Origin of the sequence: Paenibacillus stellifer (assembly GCF_000758685.1) — a bacterium.
Lineage (GTDB): Bacteria > Bacillota > Bacilli > Paenibacillales > Paenibacillaceae > Paenibacillus_AQ > Paenibacillus_AQ stellifer.
In genome coordinates this window covers 1148594-1167901 of record NZ_CP009286.1, presented here as the reverse complement: position 1 = coordinate 1167901, position 19308 = coordinate 1148594, and the positions used below count along the sequence as shown (strand labels likewise).

Here is a 19308-nt window from a genome sequence, read left to right as displayed (position 1 = left end):
TTCATGCTCTATGCTCCATGCTCCATGCTCTGTGCTCCATGCTTCATGCTATATGCTTCATGCTCTATGATATCTCGCTCTCTGCGGCGGGGTTGATCTCACGGCGGCCCCGGCGGTATGGCCGGTCGCTGATCAGCGCAAACGCGATGCCGGGAAGCAGCAGCAGCGAAGCGAAAGCGAAGGTGCGGCCGAAGCCTTGGACGGCCGCTTCCTTCAGCCCGGTCGAGACCCGGCCGGTGAGCTTCTCCGCATCCGCCGCCTGGGCGGGGATCGCCTGCTCCAGAGCGGCCCGCTGCGCAGGCGCAAGGCTGGCGGCAGCGCTTCGCAACTGCTTCTCGACCGCCTGCGCGGTCTGCCCCGGCGACGGAGCAGCGGAGGCATCCGCCGCGGCGGCGCCGGCGTCCTTCAGCGAAGCCAGCAGCGCCTCCTTCACAGGAGGAAGCAGAACGGTGTCCTCGCTGACGATCCGGACCGCGCTGGCCTGTGCCGGCTTCATCTCATCCGCAATATTCTGCTGCAGGAGAGTGACGACGATGGCAACGCCGAGCACGCTGCCCAGCGCCTTGGTCATATTCGTTACGCCGGAGGCGATGCCGACCTTGTCCTCCGGCACATTCCGGACTGCGGACGACATGACCGGCGCCATCGTCAGCCCTATGCCGAGCCCTGCGAAGGCAAGCCGCAGCAGAACGGCGCCTACCGGCGAATTCGCCTCAAGTCCGCTAAGCGAGTACGTGGCGCCGGCTATAACGGCCACACCCGCGGCGGCAAACCACCGGCTGCCGTACTTTCCGGACAGCGGGCCGCACAGCGCCGAGGTCAGCGTGGAGCCGATGGCCATCATCGACAGAATCAGTCCGGCCTTCAGCTCCGTCATTCCCATCATCCTCGTCAGGAAGAACGAGGTCAGCAGCGAAACGTTCATCAGTCCCGCTCCGACGATCAGCAGGGTAAGCGATGCACCATTGAACGACTTGATCTTCAGCAGCTCAAGCGGGAGCATTGGCTCCTTCCTTCTACGCTCGGCCAGCAGGAAGAACAGCAGGCTGAGCAGTCCGGCGGCGAACAGAATGAGGATGGCAGGCGAGGTCCAGCCCCAGTCCGATACCCGGATCAGTCCATATACGATACAGAACAGGCTGGCCGTAATCCAGAAGGTTCCCGCAAGGTCAATCCGCCGCCCGGCCGTTTCATCCTTCGATTCCCGGATGAACAGCGGCGTCAGAATGAGGCTCAGTACCCCGAGAGGCACATTGACGTAGAATATCCACTGCCACCCCAACTGGTCCATCAGCAGTCCGCCTAGCGCCGGTCCGCTGGCCGCAGCAAGCCCCGATACCGCGCCCCATATGCCGATGATCGCACCATGCATCTCCTTGGGAAACGTCGTCGTTGTGAGCGGAATCGTCACCGGCACAATGATCGCCCCGGCCAGCCCCTGGACAACCCGCAGCGCGATCAGAATACCGAGAGTCGGCGCAAATCCTGCAAGCAGTGAGGTTAGCGTGAATAGCGCGATGCCGATCATGAATACCTTGCGCCGCCCGAACTGGTCCGCCAGCCGGGACGCCGTCAGGATGAGTACGGCGAACGCCAGATTGTAGCCGTTCATCACCCAGGAAATGTCGCTGACATTTCCGCCGAAATAACGCGTCATCTCCGGCAGGGCGATATTGACGATTGTCGTGTCCAGCAGCGCCATAAAAAAACCGAGTATGATGGCGGTGAACGCCATCACTCTGGCTGTCTTCTCATTCATTTTCATAATCACTCCTCAAATAAATGTGAACTATAGTTCATGTTCTTGATTATATGAACCTTAGTTCATGTTTGTCAACGATAAATATGAACTTCAGTTCAACTTTTATTGACAGCGGTTGCTTCCATACTTAAAATCGAATCAAGGAGGGTTTGAACGTGAAGGACAGCGAAGAACTCATACAGGACAAGACGAGACAACCGCAGCAGGACCGCAGCATCCGCACCAAGGAAGCGATCGTGCAGGCGGCGTCCCGGCTTTTTTCGGAGAAGGGGTATCACGGAACCAATACGAAGCAGATTGCCGCTGCTGCAGGCGTATCCACCGGCAGCTTCTATTCCTACTATACGGATAAGCGCGCCGTCTTCATGGAAGTGCTGAAGATCAACGGCGAGGCTATTCATGCGCATGTTGATGAGACAGTCGCGAAGCTCAATCTTCATCATGCGGACAAACGGGAGATCATTTCCGGGTTGATCGACGCTCTCGTTAAGGCTCATGCTCCCTATATCACCTTCCACCGTGAGCTGTCAGCCATGACGGCATCGGACGTGGAAGTCCAGGAAATTATGGAGATTCAGTACGATCAGGCCAGACGCAAGACGCTGGAGGTGTTGAAGATGAGCGAGCCGGAGCTTCGCGTTCGCGATCTGGAGGCTGCGGCCGCCGTTATGTTCGAAGCGGTGAACAGCGCCGTTGACCGCATGGTTTTCTTCCGGAGCGGCATCGACCCGGAACGGATCAAAGCCGAGCTGACCGATATGCTGGTCATTTATGCTTTCGGGGAATAGGGCCCTTGCCGGAGCCATGCCGGTTACGGTCAGGCGGGTAGCTTATCCCCTCTCTCATTGGCGGTACACACAAAAAACGTTCCCGAACCGCATAGCGGCCGGGAACGTTTTTTGTGCTGCAAATTATTATACATCCAAATTATCGTACATCTTTCCAGAAGTTAACCGGGGTGAGATCGGATGTGATGATTTCGAATTGATACCCATGGGATTGGAGATAATCCAGTATACGAGGCAGAACGTTAGGAGTGGTCTTCTGATCATGCATCAGAATGACCGGCGCCGTTCCGCTCTTCTGGAGCTTAGTCAGCTGGTTGACCACCCCCCGGTAGATCGATCCGCTGTCGCTCTTGTACTTCCAGTCAAGGGAGTCGATGTTCCAGTCCCACAGACGGTAACCATCAGACAGCACCTTGTCGCGAAACGCGCTCGTGAAATAGGGCTTGCTGCCGTAAGGCGTCCGGATCAGCCGGGTCGTTACGCCCGCAGCCTTCTTCAGAGCAGCGTTGTCCTGATTCATTTCATTCAGAGCCGCTGCTGGCGAAGCATAGAACTTGTTCTTCACATGGCTCATGCCGTGAAGGCCGAGCCCATGATCGCCTGCGACCATGCGCTTAACCTGTGACGGATATTTCCCGATGTTCGGACCCAGCATGAAGAATGTTGCCTTCGCTCCATGCTTATCCAGAATATCGAGCAGCCTGCCTGTGTTGGCGGACGGTCCGTCGTCGAATGTCAGATAGACGGTCTTGGCTGTCGGCTTCGGGGTACTTGGCTTCGGAGTGCTCGGCTTCGGCTGCGCAGCACCTGCGGATGGCAGTGTCGGAGCTTTAGGCTTCAATTTATCCTGATACTTCGAAGCGAAAGCTTTGTCATCCAGCTTCTGAGAACCGTCCATCAGCCTAAGCACATACAATTCGGGCTTGTAGGATACGGAATACCCAAGCAGCGTCGCTGCTTTGAGCGGGACCATAAGACTGCCGCCGCGCACAAAGGTAGTCACCGCCATCTCCGTTCCGTTACCGGCGATCGCCTTGTTTCCTCCGGTGATCCTCAGACTGCCGGAATCTCCGGACAGCAGCAGATCTTGAGGCGTCCCCCCCAGCTTCAGCTTCAACTGCTCCGCCATCGACCGAAGCGGGATGTAGTAGGTGTTGTCCACGGCCGTTGCTTCCACATCGGTCAGCGTGTCATTGATCCCAAGCTTCAGACCCGTGCTCCCGACGGCCCAGGCGGAGGATGCCATTCCCAGCAGCAGCATACAAATAAGTGCGGTAATTCCAAACTTCCTGAACAATTTCGGCAAATCTCCTGTCTATGTAGTTTTGATCTCTCCTCCACCTACGATATCACAAATGAAAAGTGGTAAATTTGAGAGAATGTAACCGACAGGGCAAAATTTTGTTACTTTTCCGTATGAAAAAGCGATGGTCCTCCGGCTGATATTTGTGACAAAGTTAGCAACAATTTTAGAATTATGAACAAAATATGAACGATATAAAATTGCCGCAATATAGCGCTTTTCGAGTGATTTATATCATATTTTTATTGTTTTTGTGATACAATTTACACAGAATGTTAACACAACGTTCATTTTATTGGATTTATATAGGAATAAAAAGATAATTTGGTTTTTGCATTGTGTTTAAGGAATTTTTAATATAGATACAGGTTGATGTTTTCCGGTTAATTAGAACCAGTATTAAAGGAAAGGAGTTCATCATGAACAAAAAGGGGCCGTTATACGCATTGCTTTTCAGCCTTGTTCTGCTGCTTCCCGGATGCAGCTCGCTTACGGTGCTGAATCCGAAGGGGCCGGCGGCTAGAACGCTGTCCGACACGATCATCCTGTCCATCCTCACGATGCTCGGAGTCCTGGCTGTGGTCTACATCCTCTACATTATCATGTTAGTGAAGTATCGTGCAAAAAAGAGCAACGAAGGATACATTCCACCGCATGAGGAAGGAAATAAATGGCTGGAGACGCTCTGGATCGCCATCCCGGTCATTATCGTCGCATTCCTGTCGGTTGTAACCGTTAAAACGACGAACGCCGTGGAAAATGTGCCTGCGGATTACAAAGACCAGAAGCCGCTTGTCATTTATGCGTCAGCTTCGAACTGGAAATGGCATTTCAGCTATCCGGAGGAAGACATTGAGACCGTCAATTACGTCAACTTCCCCGTGAACCGTCCGGTAGAGTTCCGGCTCTATTCCTTCGGACCGATCGCGAGCTTCTGGATTCCGCAGCTTGGCGGACAGAAGTACGCCATGAGCGACATGGTCACTTACCTGAATCTCGCTGCTGACGTCCAGGGGGATTTCCTGGGAAGAAACACGAACTTCAGCGGTAAAGGCTACGCCCAAATGGAATTCACCGCCCGCTCCATGAGCAGCGATGATTACGACAAGTGGGTGAAGGATGTTAAGGGAACCGCTCAACCACTGACTGAAGACCGGTTCAAGACGCTGCTGGCAACCGCCCATGTCGGGCAGGAAACCTACTCGTCGAATCACCTGAGCTTCAGCCCGCCTCCTGGCGAGCACAGCGAGCATATGGACGGAGATCACAGTGGTATGGATATGGATAACGGCAGTATGGAGCATCAGGACAATAAGGATGTACATCCTTCTCCCGCTACAACCGAAGATTCCGAATTCGACAGCAGCCCGGCTCCCGTATTGAGTTCTCCACTGCCCAGCTCTCCAGTAGATGAGCAGACTCATCAGGATCACAACTAGCATTAGACTTACTCGAACAACCCGAAAGGAGTCCTCCCAATGAATTTTGATTTGGAGAAATTCAAGGTTCACGGCGAGCCCCTGATCTACGGTGCGATGGTCAGCATTGCACTCGCATCGATCGCGATCGTCGTCGGTTTAACCGTTACCAAAAGATGGGGCTGGCTATGGCGGGAATGGCTGACAACCGTTGACCATAAACGGATCGGCGTCATGTACATTCTGTCCGCCCTGCTCATGCTCTTCCGCGGAGGCGTCGACGCTCTGATGATGCGTCTGCAGACCGCCGCCCCAGATATGAAGTTTTTGGACGCCCAGCACTATAATGAGGTGTTTACGACTCATGGCCTTATTATGATTTTGTTCATGGCGATGCCTTTTATCATCGGCCTTATGAACGTTGTCATTCCGCTGCAGATCGGCGCCCGCGACGTGGCTTTCCCGCGTCTGAACGCGGTCAGCTTCTGGCTCTTCTTCTTCGGCGCGATGCTGCTGAACATTTCGTTCGTCATCGGCGGATCGCCTGACGCTGGCTGGTCGGCTTACTTCCCTTTGGCGAGCAATGAATTCAGCCCGACCGTCGGCAACAACTATTATGCCATCGCCCTGCAGATTGCCGGTATCGGTACGCTGATGACAGGCGTCAACTTCATCGTGACAATCCTGAAGATGCGCGCCCCTGGCATGACGCTGATGAAAATGCCGATGTTCACCTGGTCCATTCTCATCACCAGCGTAATCATCGTCTTCGCCTTCCCGGTTCTGACCGTTGCTCTGGCGCTGATGATGTTCGACAGGCTGTTCGGCTCCCAATTCTTCACAATGGCCAACGGCGGCATGGATATGCTGTGGGCGAACCTGTTCTGGGTATGGGGCCATCCGGAGGTCTACATCGTTATTCTGCCGGCCTTCGGTATATACAGTGAAATTATCGCAACCTTCTCGAAAAAGAACCTGTACGGCTACACCTCGATGGTTGCCAGTATGCTGCTCATCTCTCTCTTGTCCTTTGTCGTGTGGGCGCATCACTTCTACACGATGGGTCAAGGCGTTATGGTCAACGGCTTCTTCTCCATCACCACGATGGCGATCGCCGTGCCGACAGGGGTTAAGATATTCAACTGGCTCTTTACCTTGCGAAAAGGGCGAATCAGCTTCACGACGCCGATGCTGTACTCGCTTGCCTTTATCCCGATTTTTACAATCGGCGGTGTAACAGGCGTCATGCTGGCTATGGCCAGCGCCGATTATCAGTACCATAACACGATGTTCCTTGTAGCGCATTTCCACTACGTTCTGATTCCGGGCGCGGTGTTCGCCGTTATCGCCGGTTTCCACTACTGGTGGCCGAAGGTTTTCGGCTTCCGTCTGAACGAACGGATTGGCAGACATTCCTTCTGGTGGATCGTGGTATCCTTCAACGTCACCTTCTTCCCGCTGTTCATTCTCGGCCTGAAGGGCATGACGCGCCGGATGTACACGTATTCGCCGGAGACCGGCTTCGGTCCGCTTAACATGCTTTCTTTTGTCGGAGCGCTCGGCCTTGCCATCGGCTTTGTCCTTCTCGTCTACAATATTTACTGGAGCACACGCTATATGCCGCGCGACGAGAACGGAGATCCGTGGGGTGCCCGTACGCTCGAATGGGCGACGCACAGCCCGGTTCCGGAATACAACTTCGCGATTGAGCCAAAAGTCAGCACCCGCGATCCGTTCTGGGCAGCCAAGATCGACAAGAAGCCTTTGTTCGAAGGCCAGATTACGAAGATTCACATGCCGAACAACACCGGCAAACCGTTTGTACTCGGCGTCATCTTTTTCCTGGCCGGATTCTTCATGGTATTCAGCATGTGGATCCCGGCAATCGTTACCGGCGTGGCCATCCTGATTACACTGGCCGCCATGTCCTTTGAACAGGATCACGGCCGTTATATTTCCGCAGCCGAGGTCACGCGGACAGAACAGAAATTGGGGGGGAGAACGGTATGAAAGTAGACGCCTCCAAACCGCTTGAATACTCAACACATGAGAACAGCAACCGCATTTTCGGCTTCTGGGTGTTCCTGGGAGCGGAAATTGCGCTGTTCGCCACTCTCTTTACCGTATACTTCGTTCTGGTGAACCGCTTCGCGTCGGGACCGAACGGCGCCGAGCTGTTCGAGATCGGACCGGTGCTTATTGAGACGTTCTTGCTGCTCACCAGTTCCTTTACCATCGGCCTGGCCATCCACGCGATGCGCCACGGCTACAAGCGTGCCGTGATTGTGTTCTTCGCCATCACGCTGCTGATGGGTCTCGGCTTCCTGGGCATCGAAATCTCGGAATTCGTCACCTATGTGAACGAAGGCGCCACGCTGCAGACCAGCGCTTTCCTGTCCAGCCTGTTCGTGCTTCTCGGCACTCACGGCGCTCACGTAACCTTCGGCTTCCTGTGGGGAACCGGCATCTTGATTCAGATTTGGCGCAGAGGCCTCAACCCGGCTGTCGCCAACAAATCGTTTATCTTCTCGCTGTACTGGCACTATTTGGACGTTGTCTGGATCTTCATCTTCAGCTTCGTCTACCTGAAAGGACTGATGTAACATGTTGAAGACGTTGTTTCCCATTCGCCATGTGATAGGCTACATCGCCTCTTTGGTCCTTTCCGCCGCCGCGTTGGCCGTCATCTATGGCGATTTCTCCCATGGGACCAACATGGCGATTCTCATCATTACAGCGGTAATCCAGGCTTCCCTGCAGCTCTTCCTCTTCATGCATATCGGCGAATCCGCCGACACCAAGAAAGAGCTGTACATCAACATCGCGTACGCCTTGTTCGTTGGCCTGGTCACCATCTTCGGAACCATGTTCATCTTCGTATGGGGCTGGTACAAGTAAGGTGCAGCTTCATTTCTCAGCAACAAGCGTCCCTTCCGCTTCGGCGGGGGGACGCTTTTTTTGTGGAGCACCGGATAAACAGGCAACCGTCTCCCTATACTAAAGGAACATTACAGGAGGTGAATGGCATGCCCAAGAATAGCGCCGATCCCAAGAAGGACCGCTCAAATAACCGGGCCGACGTCAAGGACAGCCCGCATAACTACGACCATTTTACCGAGGAGCATCCGACGCTGAAAGGCAGCAAGTCAGCCGATTATCCGGCCAGCCTGAACGGCTTCCCGAAGAATGAAAGTTAGCTTCTGAGTTGAATGGCGGGCCGTCTTCCGGAGCGTGGTACCTTAAGGGAGCGGCTCCGCTCTAAGGCTATTGGCCAAGCTCAAGCACCATCAAATCCTCATCGTAGTAAATGCCGCCCGTCTTCAGCGCCTTCCGTTCCACTCCGTACACTTGAAAGCCGACCGACCGGTACAACCGGCGCGCTGGCTCATTGTCCGACACCACAGTTAGATTCAGGCGTTCCACGCCTTCGCAATCCTCCGCTCTTGTGATCAACTCCAGCAGCAGTGACTTGCCGATTCCATGTCCCCGAACCTCCGGTGAGGTGTACATGCCATACAGATTGGCTTTATGAGAAGTCTTGGTGCCGGGTTCCCGCACAAAGGTAACGATGGCGGCGAGCCGACTCTCTGCAAAAGCGCCCAGTACAAATTTCTCGGTGGATGGGGCGATTCGTTCTCTTACGGTATCCATGGAAAAAGCCGCTTCCCGCTCATAGGTCGAGCCGAAGGCCGCAGGGCTGAGAGTCAAAGCGCGCAGCCGCAATTCCTGATACGCTCCAGCATCCGATTCGTCAAGAACCCGGATATTCAGGTTATTCATTGTTGCCATGCCCCCTTTCGTTACTCCGCTTTACAAAGACCAGCGAATGACCGCTCCCGCGTAGACAAGGCCTCCTCCGAAGCCGAACAGCAGCAGCTTGTCATCCTGCTTAACGCGTCCGTCCTTGACGGCCAAATCCAGCGCAAGCGGTATGGACGCCGCCGACGTATTCCCGAAGAGCTCCAGACTCAGCAGCGTGCGTTCAAGCGGAAATCCGCTGCGCTCGCAGATGGATTCGATCATCCGCAGATTGGAGCTGTGCGGCACGAACCAGTCGATTCCGTCTACGGCTGTTCCCGCAGCTTCAGCAAGCCGCTTCGTTCCCGCCGTAACCGTCTGAACAGCCCAGCGGTATACCTCACGGCCGTTCTGATAGAAATATCCGGCCGGATCAAAATCGATTCCGTCGAGCGACTTCGCCAGCCCGGCGCGGCGGATGACCGTTCCGCCCGAGCCGTCCGAGCCGAGATCGCTGGCCAGTACGCAGGAGGCGTCCGGAGCAAGTGTCCGCTCCATCAGCACGGCCCCGGCACCGTCGCCGAACAGAATACAGGAAGAGCGGTCGGTATAGTCCGTAATTTTGCTCATGCTATCGCCGGCGGCCACCAGAATTTTGCGGAAGGCTCCGGAGCGGAGCAGGCCGTCTGCCATAACAAGCCCGTACACAAAGCCTGCGCAGGTCGCATTGAGGTCAACGGCGCCCGCCTTCTCGATCCCGAAATGGCGCTGAAGCAGGCAAGCTGTTCCCGGGAAGGGAAAATCGGGAGTATGAGTGCACATCAAAATCAGATCGGCGTCGGTCACATCCACTCCGAAGCGGTCAATCATATTTTGCACGGCGGCAGCGGCCATATGGCTCGTAAACTCCTGTTCTCCGGTAATCCGGCGTTCACGGATTCCGGTCCGTGTGACAATCCATTCATCATTGGTATCTACCATAGCCTCCAGATCGGCATTGGTCAATTTTCTCTCGGGTACATAGGTTCCGATTCCCGTAATGGCGGAGCCAAATGGACTAAATGCTTGCATGAGTTCTCCTCCTGTTCACGATTTGCCAAATCATCCTCAAAGATATTGATACTTGATATTAGTACCTGGTACTAATTCTAACAACCTCAATTTACACCGCTTATGAGGCTCTGTCAAGCTGCTAGTTCAAATGCAAAAAGCCTGCTGAAAACAGGTTTCAGCAGGCTTTTGTGAATTTCGATTTTTCTCCGGAATGAGATACCCCATGGGCCCCCGGAAGTACATGCAGTCTACAGCTTGAATTCCGAAAGCTCCTTCTGCAGTCCCTCGGCGACTGTCGCCACATAGCGGGCGGAACTGGACATCTCCTCCATGGCCGACATCTGTTCCTGGCTGGACGCGCTGACATCCTCGACGCCTGCCGCCCCTTTCTGGGTGACCTCATTTACCATGTTCATGACTTCGACCAGATCGCCGCATTCGCTGTACACATGGGAGACCGATTTGTTCATCTTCTCCATCTGGCGGATGGCATCCTCAATGGAGGCGACGATTTGAGCGAAGGCTTCCGCAATCTCGCGGCTTCCCTCCACACCTTCCGACGCCAGCCTTGCCCCGCCAGCCATCGACTCCACTGCTTCGCGGGTCTGCTGCTGGATCTGAGTAATGATGTCGGTAATATGCAGAGAGCTGTTGGCGGTCTCTTCGGACAGCTTGCGAATTTCTCCCGCCACGACAGCGAAGCCCCGGCCCGCTTCGCCCGCTCTGGCCGCCTCAATGGAGGCATTGAGCGAGAGCAGGCTTGTCTGTCCCGCGATACCGTTAATAGTCGTAATGATCTCGCTGATTTGATCGGACAGCCTCGCCAGTGAAACGATGGTGTCCTGCGACTGTATCATGCTCGTATTGATCTCGGTCATCTGCTCCGACACCCAGGCAACCTTCTCCGCCCCCCGGTCGGCAGAATTCGAAGCCAGCGCCATCAGCTCCGACATCTGCCCCGTACCTGTCTGGACCGAATCGATATCCTCCGCCATTGCCTGGACAGATGCGTTGGTCTCTGCGATGGCGTTCACCTGGACCTCAAAGCCCGTTGCAAGCTCGGAAGCGGTCGAAGCAATCAAATTGGATGCAAGCGACGTCTGTTCGGAGCTAGCGCTCATCTGCTCGGATGAGGCGGACAAGGTCTCGGCGCTCTCCGAAACGCTGTGAAGCATCCGGCGCAGACTCTCCATCATCGTATTGTAAGACTGGATAATCTGGCCGATTTCATCTCTCGACGAATACGACGACATAGCCGTAAGATCGCCCTTCTCCGCCCGGCTCATCAAGTTCCGCAGTTCAGCCAGCGGCTTGGTGATAAGCCCCAAGATGAGACGGGAGGCCGCCATGCTGATCAGCACATACACCGCGATCATAATGATATTGATGTTCCTCGCCCGTTCAGCCTGTGAGGAAGCAGCCTCATACGTATTCTCCGCAGCCTGCTGAAGCTGGCTGCCGATATCGTTCAGGAGACCGAACATTTTGTCATTCAGCGTGTTGAACTCGCCCGAGTACAGCTTGTAAGCCTGGGCATTCTGATTGGCCTTGCCGAATACGATAATCTGCTCCCGCTTGGCGCGGTATTCCGGCAGCAGAGATTCATATTCCTTCAGCTTCTGCGAGATGACCGCATTGTCCCAGCTGAGCTGCTTCAGCTTCTTGGTCACTTCGTCGTTGCCCGCTATCTTGGCTTCGATATCATTCGTAAGCTTATCATTGGTTGCCAGATCCTCGGTCAGCAGAAGCGCCAGTACATCGGACTTAATCATTTCATTGTTCAGACGAATCTGTGAAACCCACTGTGCAGGCAGCAAGTTATGCTGATATATATCCTTGGAACGGCCGGCCAGCTGTTGGCCTGTGAGCGTGCCCGATATTCCCACACTGAGCAGAGACAGCAGCACAATGATCGTGAGCAGCCACATTTTTGTTCTTAATTTTAAATTTTTCATAGTTTGCCTGATCCTCGCCTTCCCGGATGAACTTTTCTCCTTTCTTTTTTATCGGCGATTGAGACAGTTTAAATGAATGATACTAAAATTTGGATAATATCAGGAAATATAACACGATTTTTAAGGGAAGATTTGACATTCTCATCATCAAAAAAACCGGGAGAACCTCTCCCGGCTTGCACACTATGGCTCCCGTTTTAACGCAGCAGCCCGTATTTTTGGCGAAAACGCTCCAGCACCTTGATCCACCCTCCCGCCAAAATGGACAGGAAGATGACGTTCGATATCGCATGCGCCAAGTCAAAATAAAAACTCTGGGCATATACCGTCAGCACCAGCCCCCAGCTGAACGCATCCGGGAGCCCGATCAGGGTCCAGATATTCATAATCCAGCCGAACAGAAATCCCCATACAAAACCGAATGTCAAAAGTCCAAGGCGGCTTCTCATAAATCCGGTATTCCGCAGCCAGCCGGCGGTCAGCCCGACCATGCCCCAGGCGAACATCTGCCAAGGCGTCCAGGGTCCCTGTCCGAAATACAGATTGGAGACGAGTGCCGACACCGCCCCGATCACAAAGCCCGCCTCAGCTCCAAATACATAAGCGGATAAAATAACAATGGCCGATACCGGCTTGACGCTCGGCAGGGCGGCGAACGGAATGCGGCTTACAGCGGCGACTGCTGCGAGAACCGCAAGGAGAACCAGCTCGCGGGGCTCCAGCTTGCGGCGCTCCAGCCGAAGGAACAGCGGCAGCATGGCTGCGATTAGCAGCACGAAGCTGAGCAGGAGATAATGCCGGTCCTTCAGTGCAGAGGAGAGCGCCAGACCTCCGATGAACAGTCCCAGGCCGATCAGAAGCGGCAGGCGGAGCTTCACCATCGCGCCATCACATCCTCAACCGTCAGCGCTTCAGGCAGCCAGTCGCGCACGATCCGGCCAACGGCTGTCGTGTAGAAATAATTGGCGCCGAAAAAAGCGGACGGCGTTCCTTCCGCCGCTATACCGCCGTCAAACAGCATGGCACAGCGTGTGGCGCAGCGGGCCGCGAATTCGACATCATGCGTAACTATAGTAACATTCCGGCCCTCCAAGGCGAGAGCGCCCAGCAGCTCCGCCAGCTCCTCCTTGGCTGACGGGTCCAGCCCTTTGGTCGGCTCATCCAGCAGCAGAATATCCGGACGCAGCAGCAGCACCAGGGCAAGCGCAGTCCGCTGCTGCTCGCCCCCGCTAATATCCTGCGGATGGCTGTCCAGCACGCCGCCAAGCCCCAGCTTATCCGTCAAAGCACTGATTTCCCGTTCCCCCTCCGCCGCCGACAGACCCGCATAGCGGGCCATATGCACCAGCTCCTCCGCCACCGTATCGTGGCTGAAGTAGAGCAGCGGGTTCTGCGCCAGATAGCCCGCCGTCATGCCGCTCCCCGGCTTCAGACGTCCGCGCTGCGGCTTAAGCAGACCGGCCATTACTTGAAGCAGTGTCGATTTGCCGGCCCCGTTGCCGCCGAGAATTGCGGTGAGCTCGCTTCTGTATAGGGAGAAATCCAGCTTCCGCAGAACCTCAGGGCCGTCCTTCTCATAGCGGAACGAAATTCCCCGGCATTCGAGCAGCGGCTTCGAAGCAGTGATGCCCCTATCCGCACTTCCGGCCGCGCCATGAAGTGCGGCGGGTCCGGGCGAAGATAGGCTGATGGCCGAAGCCGCTTCCGGCTGGAGACGGCGGCTTACGGCGGCTTCGCCAAGCCAGCGTTTGCCTTCGCGGACGGTCAATGGAACCTGATCCGGCCGACGGTCGTCCGGCTCTGGAGACAGCGCCAGGAACAGGCGCGACGCCGACGGAAGGTACGGCTCCAGCCCCTTCCCTGCCTCCCGGCCGCTGGCAAGCACCAGCTCCCGGGGAGTGCCGCAGGCGGCAAGCCTGCCTTCCTCCATGACCAGAACCCGGTCTGCGAGCGGCATCGCCTCCTCCAGGCGGTGTTCGCTCAGGATAATCGTCATCGACAATTCCTCGTTCAGCCTCCGCAGCAGATGGATGAACTCCCGGGACGCCACAGGATCGAGCTGGGATGTCGGTTCATCGAGCAGCAGCAGCCGGGGGTGAAGCAGCAGCACGGAAGCAAGATTGACCAGCTGCTTCTGGCCGCCAGACAGCTCGTGAACCGGCTTATAGAGCAGCGGCTCCAGATTGAACAATCCGGCGAACTCCGCCAGTCTGCTGCGCATCACGGAAGGCGGCAGCCCCATATTTTCCATAGAGAAAGCCAGCTCCTGCCATACGGTCTCCATGACAATCTGCGCATCCGGATTCTGAAAGACCATGCCAATCTCGCCGGCGGCCGTCTCGGGCGGAAGCTCGCCAAGCTCCATCCCCCTGTACAGCACGGTTCCGCTCTTCTCCCCGACCGGTGCAAGCTCCCGTTTGAGATGCCGAAGGAGCGTCGTCTTCCCGCTGCCCGAAGGCCCGCAGAGAACGATGAACTCCCCTTCCTCTATTCCGAACGATATTCGGTCCAATGAAGGCCGGGACGCTTCGGGATAGCGGAACGAAAGCTCCTGCGCCCGGAGTATTTCCATAACCAGATCTCCTTCCCTTCCACCCACAGCGGAAGCATCGTAAATAAGCAAAAGGCGGCGTACATCCCCGCTTCGGCATATGTAAACATATGGGGACGCATCCGGGGATAGATCATGATATATCCGAATCCTTCGTACCAGCCCCACACAATGCCGGCAGCCGTGGCTCCCAGCACGATCAGAGCCGCCCGGTCCCGGCGCTCCAGCCGGTGAACCGAATAGGAGCTGCGGCGGCGTATTCCATAGCCGCGGGCTTTCATGGAGTCCGCAGTCTGCAGCGCCTCCTCCAGCGACCAGCTCAGGAGCGTCTTCAGCAGCGTCATGCCGCTTGACATGCGGGCGCGGAGGCTGCCTTTAGCCACAGTAATCCCCCGCGCTCCCTGAATAAGCGTGATCTTCGCAAGCCGCCGCTGAAAGAGCGGCACGAAGCGGAGCGTCATCAGCGCGAGCAGGGCGGTTGTGGGGGCCGCCGAGCCGAACAAATACAGGAAACGGTCCGGTGTCACCGTGTAGTTGTAAGACAGAAACAAAATAACCACCGACAGCAGCACAAGCATCATCATGAGCCCGTAGAGCACAGCCTCAAGCGTAATGGGCTGGTCCATAAAATAGAACAGAATGACGGCGCCCCGATGCGAGAACAGCGGATTGAGCAGCGCGGCAGGTACTGCGACGATCAGGACAAAGGGAAGACTCCGTACCAGCGTTCTCCCCTGCCCCTGTAGAACGAGCAGCCCGGTCAGAGCTGCGATTTCCGTAACCAGAAACAGCGGGTGGAAGAGCAGCAGCGTGAACGCCAGCAGACCGGCGTAGTAGACGATCGTCACCGCCGGGTGCATAGACCGGAAGCCGCTCATCTTGGAGCTCCCAGGTCTTTGCCCATATCCAGCGTGTACAGCCAGTCGAGCTTATCCCCCGGAGAGAGGCGGTACGCCCCTGCGCTTTCGCTCGGGAATTCACCGTTCACCCGGTACATCCAGCCGCTCTCCGCACCCCGGTCCTGCTCATACAGATTATCGATCCCCCGGACATAGCTGAAGGCCTTGGCTCCGCTGTACTCCATCTGGATTTTGCGGGCGCGGGTGGCCCGCTTCAGTACCTCCAGTGCCGTATCTCCCTCCTGCACATCGACTGCGGTCGGCGGCAGAATCGTTCCGGTCTGGTCGTCGCCTATGATCGACATGGTAACGGACGTCGCCTTGGGCGAGGGGGATGGCGCCGGAGCCTGGGACGGCTTGGCCGTGGCCGCCGGCTTCACGGTGCCGGCGGAAGCTTGCGCCGAGGCGGCGGGCTTCGCCGCCGCCGATGCCTTGGGCGCCGCGCTGCCGGCCGGCGCGCTCTTGCCCGGGCCGTCAGTTCCGGCCCGGAGGGATGCCGCCGGCGCTGTGCCTGCGGCGGCGGTTCCGACTCCCGGCTGCGCAGCGCCGGGAGCTGATGACGGCCGGGCGGTCGCCGCCCCGGCCGAGGCTTCTGCGGCCGCTGGCGTTCCGGCGGCCGCTGTCACGCCCGGCGAGGCATCCGCGCCGGGCACGGAGCCGGCTTCCGGCGAAGCGGAAGCCGGCTCCAATGCGCCGCCGATATCCTCGGCGGCGGCGGTCTGGGCGGCGGGCGGCGCACTGCCCGCCGGGGCCGCGCCGCGGTCCGAAGCGCAGCCGGACAGCAGGGCGGCGGACAGCAGCAGCACCGGGAGCAGTCTTGCACTGGCTTGACGGAACGTAATCCTCATCGTTGACCTGCACCTCCATTAAACGGGAAAGAACGGGGGCACTCTTGCCTCCCCCGTTCGATGTGGAATGTAATTGGCGCGCGGGCGCCGCCAAGGTTCCGGCGGCGATCCGCACCTTCGAATATTTGAATACTCCTGCTCGGAAGAGCGGGACTGCCCTGAGCTTAAAGTTTGACTTCTTGCTTAAGGTTAAGGCTTAAGGCAATCTGGAGGCTACAACAGCCGCCATTTCGCGCGTCACCAGACCCTGCGGATCAAAGGCCGAGCCGATGCCGGTCATGTAGCCTTTTTCCGTCATGGCGTTCACGGCGTTCAGCGCGTACGAACTGATTTTGCCGCTGTCGGTGAAAGTGGTCTTCGTCAAAGGAGACAGCTTGTAAGCCCGCGCAATCATGACCGCCATATCCTGGCGGGTAATGTACGCGTCCGGCTTGAAGGATGTCGTGGTTACGCCGCCGATCAGGCCGAGCGCTTTCGCTTTCACAACATAACCATAATACCACGAACCGGCCTTCACGTCGCTGAAGCTTGCGGTGCCGGAAGCTGACGGTTCATTGCCCGTAAGACGAAGCAGCAGGGCTGCGAACTGGGCGCGGGTGATCTTCGCCTTCGGAGCGAAGGTCGGCTTGCCGCTGCCTACGCCTTCCATCAGCTTGCTGTTATATACGGCATGTACGGATGCCACCGCCCAAGGCGAAATCTGCTTCTCGTCGGTGAAAATCGTCAGAGCGGTCACCTTCACGGAGCCCGTATACCGGACCACTGATGGTACTGCATTCTCCTTATAGCCCGTAATCTCCACCGTCTGGCTGCCTGGAGGCAGATCAGAGCCAAACGATGCGACGCCCTTGCCGTCGGTCACTGCCGTCTTCCCGCCGATGGAGACGGTAACGCCTGCTGCGCCCGCAGTTACGGGATTGCCGTCAAAGTCCCAGGCGAGACTGCTCACAGTGACTTGAAGCGGTGTGCCCTCCTTCGGTTCAGCCGGTTGATAGGTGACGGAATCCACCAGCTTCGTTACGCCATAATCCCCGTAGTAGAACACGAGATGATCGCCTGCCTGCAGCGTAAGCTGGTCAACCGCGTCATAGACGTTAAGCCACTTGCCTCCGCGCTGAATCGTGTACATCCATCCGTCATATCCGCCGAATCTTGCCGAACCCACACCGCCTATGCCGGCAACGAAGATGCCGAACGAGCTGGATTTCGTCTCAACGGCGAAGCCTTCGGCCTGGGCCAGCTTGTTCAACGCGTCCAGGGCAATGCCGCTATAGACCGTGCCGCCGCCGATGGAAGCTGTCGGTCCTTCTACGTCAACCCTTACCTGCACCTTCGGCTTTGCAGCCAGCGGGTTAGCGGTAAAGTCATACAGATTGCCGTTGCCTTTGGCATACAGGCCATATGCCGCGAGCGCTTCAAGCGCCTGCTCGGTCGCCAGCACATTGCTGCCGCCGCCCAGTGTGTGCGAGAAGCTGCCGTCCGCGAGACGGAAGCTCAGCAGGCGGCTGACCAGCGTCGCGCCGTTCTTGGTGAAATCGGCTCCGGCAGGGTCAATGCCATAGGCCGACAGTGCGATAACTGCCTGCGCTGCGCTCTCACTGCTCGCGCCATAGCCGCCGTTCGATGACTGCTGCTTGGACAGCCAGGCTACTGCCTTTTTACCAGCTGCGTCCACATCGGCTTGTCCTTTATAAGGCGACAGCGCGGTAAGCGCCATGGCCGTCATGTCGGGATCGCTTGCGCTTCCGGCAATCAGCGTGAAGCCGCCGTCACTGTTCTGGCTCTTCAGAATCCGCTGAACGAGCTTGTCTTTGGTCCACACCGCGCCGGCCGGGATGCTGTAATCCCCGGAGCCGAGAGCGATCAGGCTGAACACATAGCCGTTGAGCGTTCCCTTCAGTCCGGTGTTGCCGTATACCTTCTCAACCAGATTGACTCCGGCAAAAGAAGTCGGGTCCTGACCGGCCGCTTTAACCGCCAGCACCGTGCGCGCATAATCCGTTGCCGAGAACTTGGCGGCGCCAGTCTTAACCTGGCTTTCCAGAGACGTTACATAGGAAGCGGGGAGTTGATATCCCGCCTGCGCCAGTCCGATTGCCTGCCAATCGGAAGTTACGCCCTGGCTCAGCACATACTCGGCGGCCGAATAGACCGCCTCGGTTGCGCTGACAGAGCTGCTGGAAGCTGCCGCCGAAGCGGAGCTGCCGGATGCAGCAGCCGCTGCCGTGCCTGCTCCTGAGGAGAAAGATCCGCCAACCAGTGAAATAACTAACAATAATGCCATTCCGAGCGCGCTTGCTCTCGAATAAACTCTGTGCAGCATTGCCTCATCCTCTTTCCTGTAAAAATAGTCGGGAGTCGTTCATCAAGGATAATCGCGAAGTCCGCATCCTAAAGACGTCAAGCGTACATGGGAAATATCGGGCCGGTTACACGGTGAGGCTTGTAGGCCCTTCTATTCCCGGGAAAAAAAGACCACCCCCAAGAGGGAGCGGTCTTCTCATAGAGCCGGAAACGATGCAGCATCGATTCCGGATATCGGCCGGTTCTTCCGCGCAGATGCCCTCACCCCCCGAAGGACATCCGCTCCTGATCCGGGCGGAGCGGACCGCAATCTCTGTCCGCCGCCCGAATAACATACGCCGCGAAGCGAAGTCGTCTGGCGCTTCGCGCTGCCGTATGTGACAAAAAGGCAGGTCTCCTGGCTTATGCCTCACCGCTTCCCTCCGGCCTTCCCGCTCCATCAAGAGAGCAGTGGCCAGCTAACTCGGAGGGACGCTCCGCAATTACAGTGGCGGGACCGCGCCGGATTTCAACCGGCTTCCCTTTTAAGCGGGCCCGCAAGGGACCCGCACCTTTTTTAAGACGTATTCATTTTTAAACATCATTTATCATATCGGTAATTGTGAAGGTTGTCCATATCCTAAAGTCTTACAGTGCGAAGAATATGCCCGCGGCATCCCTCTATCGCAAAAATAACCCCGTATGACGGA

16 protein-coding genes and 1 riboswitch are annotated in these 19308 nt (G+C 56.8%); of the genes, 6 read left to right on the top strand and 10 right to left on the bottom strand.

What is annotated here, in order from left to right:
- Window positions 1-64: 64 nt before the first annotated feature.
- Window positions 65-1759, bottom strand: a complete 1695-nt coding sequence (locus PSTEL_RS05340) for an MFS transporter (RefSeq protein ID WP_038693979.1) — start codon at window positions 1757-1759, stop codon at window positions 65-67.
- Between the two features lie 158 nt (window positions 1760-1917).
- Here PSTEL_RS05340 and PSTEL_RS05335 point away from each other — a divergent pair, with 158 nt between their 5' ends.
- Window positions 1918-2550 carry a TetR/AcrR family transcriptional regulator gene (locus PSTEL_RS05335; RefSeq protein ID WP_038693978.1) on the top strand — a complete coding sequence of 211 codons (633 nt, stop codon included), beginning with the start codon at window positions 1918-1920 and terminating at the stop codon, window positions 2548-2550.
- A 139-nt stretch (window positions 2551-2689) separates the two neighbouring features.
- Here the strand turns inward: PSTEL_RS05335 and PSTEL_RS05330 are convergent, their stop codons facing one another.
- Window positions 2690-3847 carry a polysaccharide deacetylase family protein gene (locus PSTEL_RS05330; protein ID WP_052098208.1) on the bottom strand — a complete coding sequence of 386 codons (1158 nt, stop codon included), beginning with the start codon at window positions 3845-3847 and terminating at the stop codon, window positions 2690-2692.
- 425 nt (window positions 3848-4272) lie between these two features.
- On the opposite strand from PSTEL_RS05330, the gene qoxA reads away from it, so the two are divergent.
- From qoxA to PSTEL_RS27430, 5 genes are all read left to right on the top strand, one after another.
- Window positions 4273-5292, top strand: a complete 1020-nt coding sequence (qoxA, locus tag PSTEL_RS05325; RefSeq protein ID WP_038693975.1) for a cytochrome aa3 quinol oxidase subunit II — start codon at window positions 4273-4275, stop codon at window positions 5290-5292.
- 39 nt (window positions 5293-5331) lie between these two features.
- Complete coding sequence (qoxB, locus tag PSTEL_RS05320) at window positions 5332-7281, top strand: cytochrome aa3 quinol oxidase subunit I (protein ID WP_038693973.1); 1950 nt, start codon at window positions 5332-5334, stop codon at window positions 7279-7281.
- Window positions 7278-7874 (top strand): cytochrome aa3 quinol oxidase subunit III, encoded by a 597-nt coding sequence (gene qoxC / locus PSTEL_RS05315; protein WP_038693971.1) that lies wholly within the window; start codon window positions 7278-7280, stop codon window positions 7872-7874. The genes qoxB and qoxC overlap by 4 nt, the downstream gene beginning before the upstream one ends.
- A 1-nt stretch (window position 7875) precedes the next feature.
- Window positions 7876-8169 (top strand): cytochrome aa3 quinol oxidase subunit IV, encoded by a 294-nt coding sequence (gene qoxD / locus PSTEL_RS05310; RefSeq protein ID WP_038693970.1) that lies wholly within the window; start codon window positions 7876-7878, stop codon window positions 8167-8169.
- Window positions 8170-8297: 128 nt separating this feature from the next.
- Entirely contained in the window at window positions 8298-8468 is a 171-nt protein-coding gene (locus PSTEL_RS27430; protein ID WP_156995791.1) for a hypothetical protein, read from the top strand.
- A 67-nt stretch (window positions 8469-8535) separates the two neighbouring features.
- Here PSTEL_RS27430 and PSTEL_RS05305 read toward each other — a convergent pair whose 3' ends face one another.
- The 8 genes from PSTEL_RS05305 to PSTEL_RS26040 all read right to left on the bottom strand — a co-directional run bounded on the left by PSTEL_RS05305 (window position 8536) and on the right by PSTEL_RS26040 (window position 18638).
- A complete protein-coding gene (locus PSTEL_RS05305; protein WP_245625086.1) occupies window positions 8536-9051 on the bottom strand; it encodes a GNAT family N-acetyltransferase in 516 nt (171 codons plus the stop codon).
- A 30-nt stretch (window positions 9052-9081) separates the two neighbouring features.
- The gene (locus PSTEL_RS05300; RefSeq protein WP_038693968.1) at window positions 9082-10080 is read right to left on the bottom strand and encodes a ketoacyl-ACP synthase III; all 999 of its coding nucleotides are present in this window, start codon (window positions 10078-10080) and stop codon (window positions 9082-9084) included.
- A 230-nt stretch (window positions 10081-10310) separates the two neighbouring features.
- Window positions 10311-12017 carry a methyl-accepting chemotaxis protein gene (locus PSTEL_RS05295; RefSeq protein ID WP_038693967.1) on the bottom strand — a complete coding sequence of 569 codons (1707 nt, stop codon included), beginning with the start codon at window positions 12015-12017 and terminating at the stop codon, window positions 10311-10313.
- A 197-nt stretch (window positions 12018-12214) separates the two neighbouring features.
- A complete protein-coding gene (locus PSTEL_RS05290; RefSeq protein ID WP_038693965.1) occupies window positions 12215-12898 on the bottom strand; it encodes an ECF transporter S component in 684 nt (227 codons plus the stop codon).
- Window positions 12892-14589 carry an ABC transporter ATP-binding protein gene (locus PSTEL_RS05285; protein WP_038693963.1) on the bottom strand — a complete coding sequence of 566 codons (1698 nt, stop codon included), beginning with the start codon at window positions 14587-14589 and terminating at the stop codon, window positions 12892-12894. Before PSTEL_RS05285 ends, PSTEL_RS05290 begins: the two co-directional genes overlap by 7 nt.
- Window positions 14505-15446 (bottom strand): energy-coupling factor transporter transmembrane component T, encoded by a 942-nt coding sequence (locus PSTEL_RS05280; RefSeq protein ID WP_052098207.1) that lies wholly within the window; start codon window positions 15444-15446, stop codon window positions 14505-14507. Before PSTEL_RS05280 ends, PSTEL_RS05285 begins: the two co-directional genes overlap by 85 nt.
- Entirely contained in the window at window positions 15443-16315 is an 873-nt protein-coding gene (locus tag PSTEL_RS05275; protein WP_052098206.1) for a DUF4430 domain-containing protein, read from the bottom strand. Before PSTEL_RS05275 ends, PSTEL_RS05280 begins: the two co-directional genes overlap by 4 nt.
- A 196-nt stretch (window positions 16316-16511) precedes the next feature.
- The gene (locus PSTEL_RS26040) at window positions 16512-18638 is read right to left on the bottom strand and encodes an S-layer homology domain-containing protein (RefSeq protein ID WP_052098205.1); all 2127 of its coding nucleotides are present in this window, start codon (window positions 18636-18638) and stop codon (window positions 16512-16514) included.
- 351 nt (window positions 18639-18989) lie between these two features.
- Window positions 18990-19189, bottom strand: a riboswitch (cobalamin riboswitch).
- Between the last annotated feature and the right edge of the window lie 119 nt (window positions 19190-19308).

Bases quoted from the DNA above. Each gene is read 5' to 3' on its own strand.
- PSTEL_RS05305 (WP_245625086.1), bottom strand. From the start codon at position 9,051: ATGAATAACCTGAATATCCGGGTTCTTGACGAATCGGATGCTGGAGCG.
- PSTEL_RS05290 (WP_038693965.1), bottom strand. From the start codon at position 12,898: ATGGTGAAGCTCCGCCTGCCGCTTCTGATCGGCCTGGGACTGTTCATC.
- qoxD (WP_038693970.1), top strand. From the start codon at position 7,876: ATGTTGAAGACGTTGTTTCCCATTCGCCATGTGATAGGCTACATCGCC.
- qoxC (WP_038693971.1), top strand. From the start codon at position 7,278: ATGAAAGTAGACGCCTCCAAACCGCTTGAATACTCAACACATGAGAAC.
- PSTEL_RS26040 (WP_052098205.1), bottom strand. From the start codon at position 18,638: ATGCTGCACAGAGTTTATTCGAGAGCAAGCGCGCTCGGAATGGCATTA.
- PSTEL_RS05285 (WP_038693963.1), bottom strand. From the start codon at position 14,589: ATGGAAATACTCCGGGCGCAGGAGCTTTCGTTCCGCTATCCCGAAGCG.
- PSTEL_RS05295 (WP_038693967.1), bottom strand. From the start codon at position 12,017: ATGAAAAATTTAAAATTAAGAACAAAAATGTGGCTGCTCACGATCATT.
- PSTEL_RS05275 (WP_052098206.1), bottom strand. From the start codon at position 16,315: ATGAGGATTACGTTCCGTCAAGCCAGTGCAAGACTGCTCCCGGTGCTG.
- PSTEL_RS27430 (WP_156995791.1), top strand. From the start codon at position 8,298: ATGCCCAAGAATAGCGCCGATCCCAAGAAGGACCGCTCAAATAACCGG.
- qoxA (WP_038693975.1), top strand. From the start codon at position 4,273: ATGAACAAAAAGGGGCCGTTATACGCATTGCTTTTCAGCCTTGTTCTG.
- PSTEL_RS05280 (WP_052098207.1), bottom strand. From the start codon at position 15,446: ATGAGCGGCTTCCGGTCTATGCACCCGGCGGTGACGATCGTCTACTAC.
- PSTEL_RS05340 (WP_038693979.1), bottom strand. From the start codon at position 1,759: ATGAATGAGAAGACAGCCAGAGTGATGGCGTTCACCGCCATCATACTC.
- PSTEL_RS05300 (WP_038693968.1), bottom strand. From the start codon at position 10,080: ATGCAAGCATTTAGTCCATTTGGCTCCGCCATTACGGGAATCGGAACC.
- qoxB (WP_038693973.1), top strand. From the start codon at position 5,332: ATGAATTTTGATTTGGAGAAATTCAAGGTTCACGGCGAGCCCCTGATC.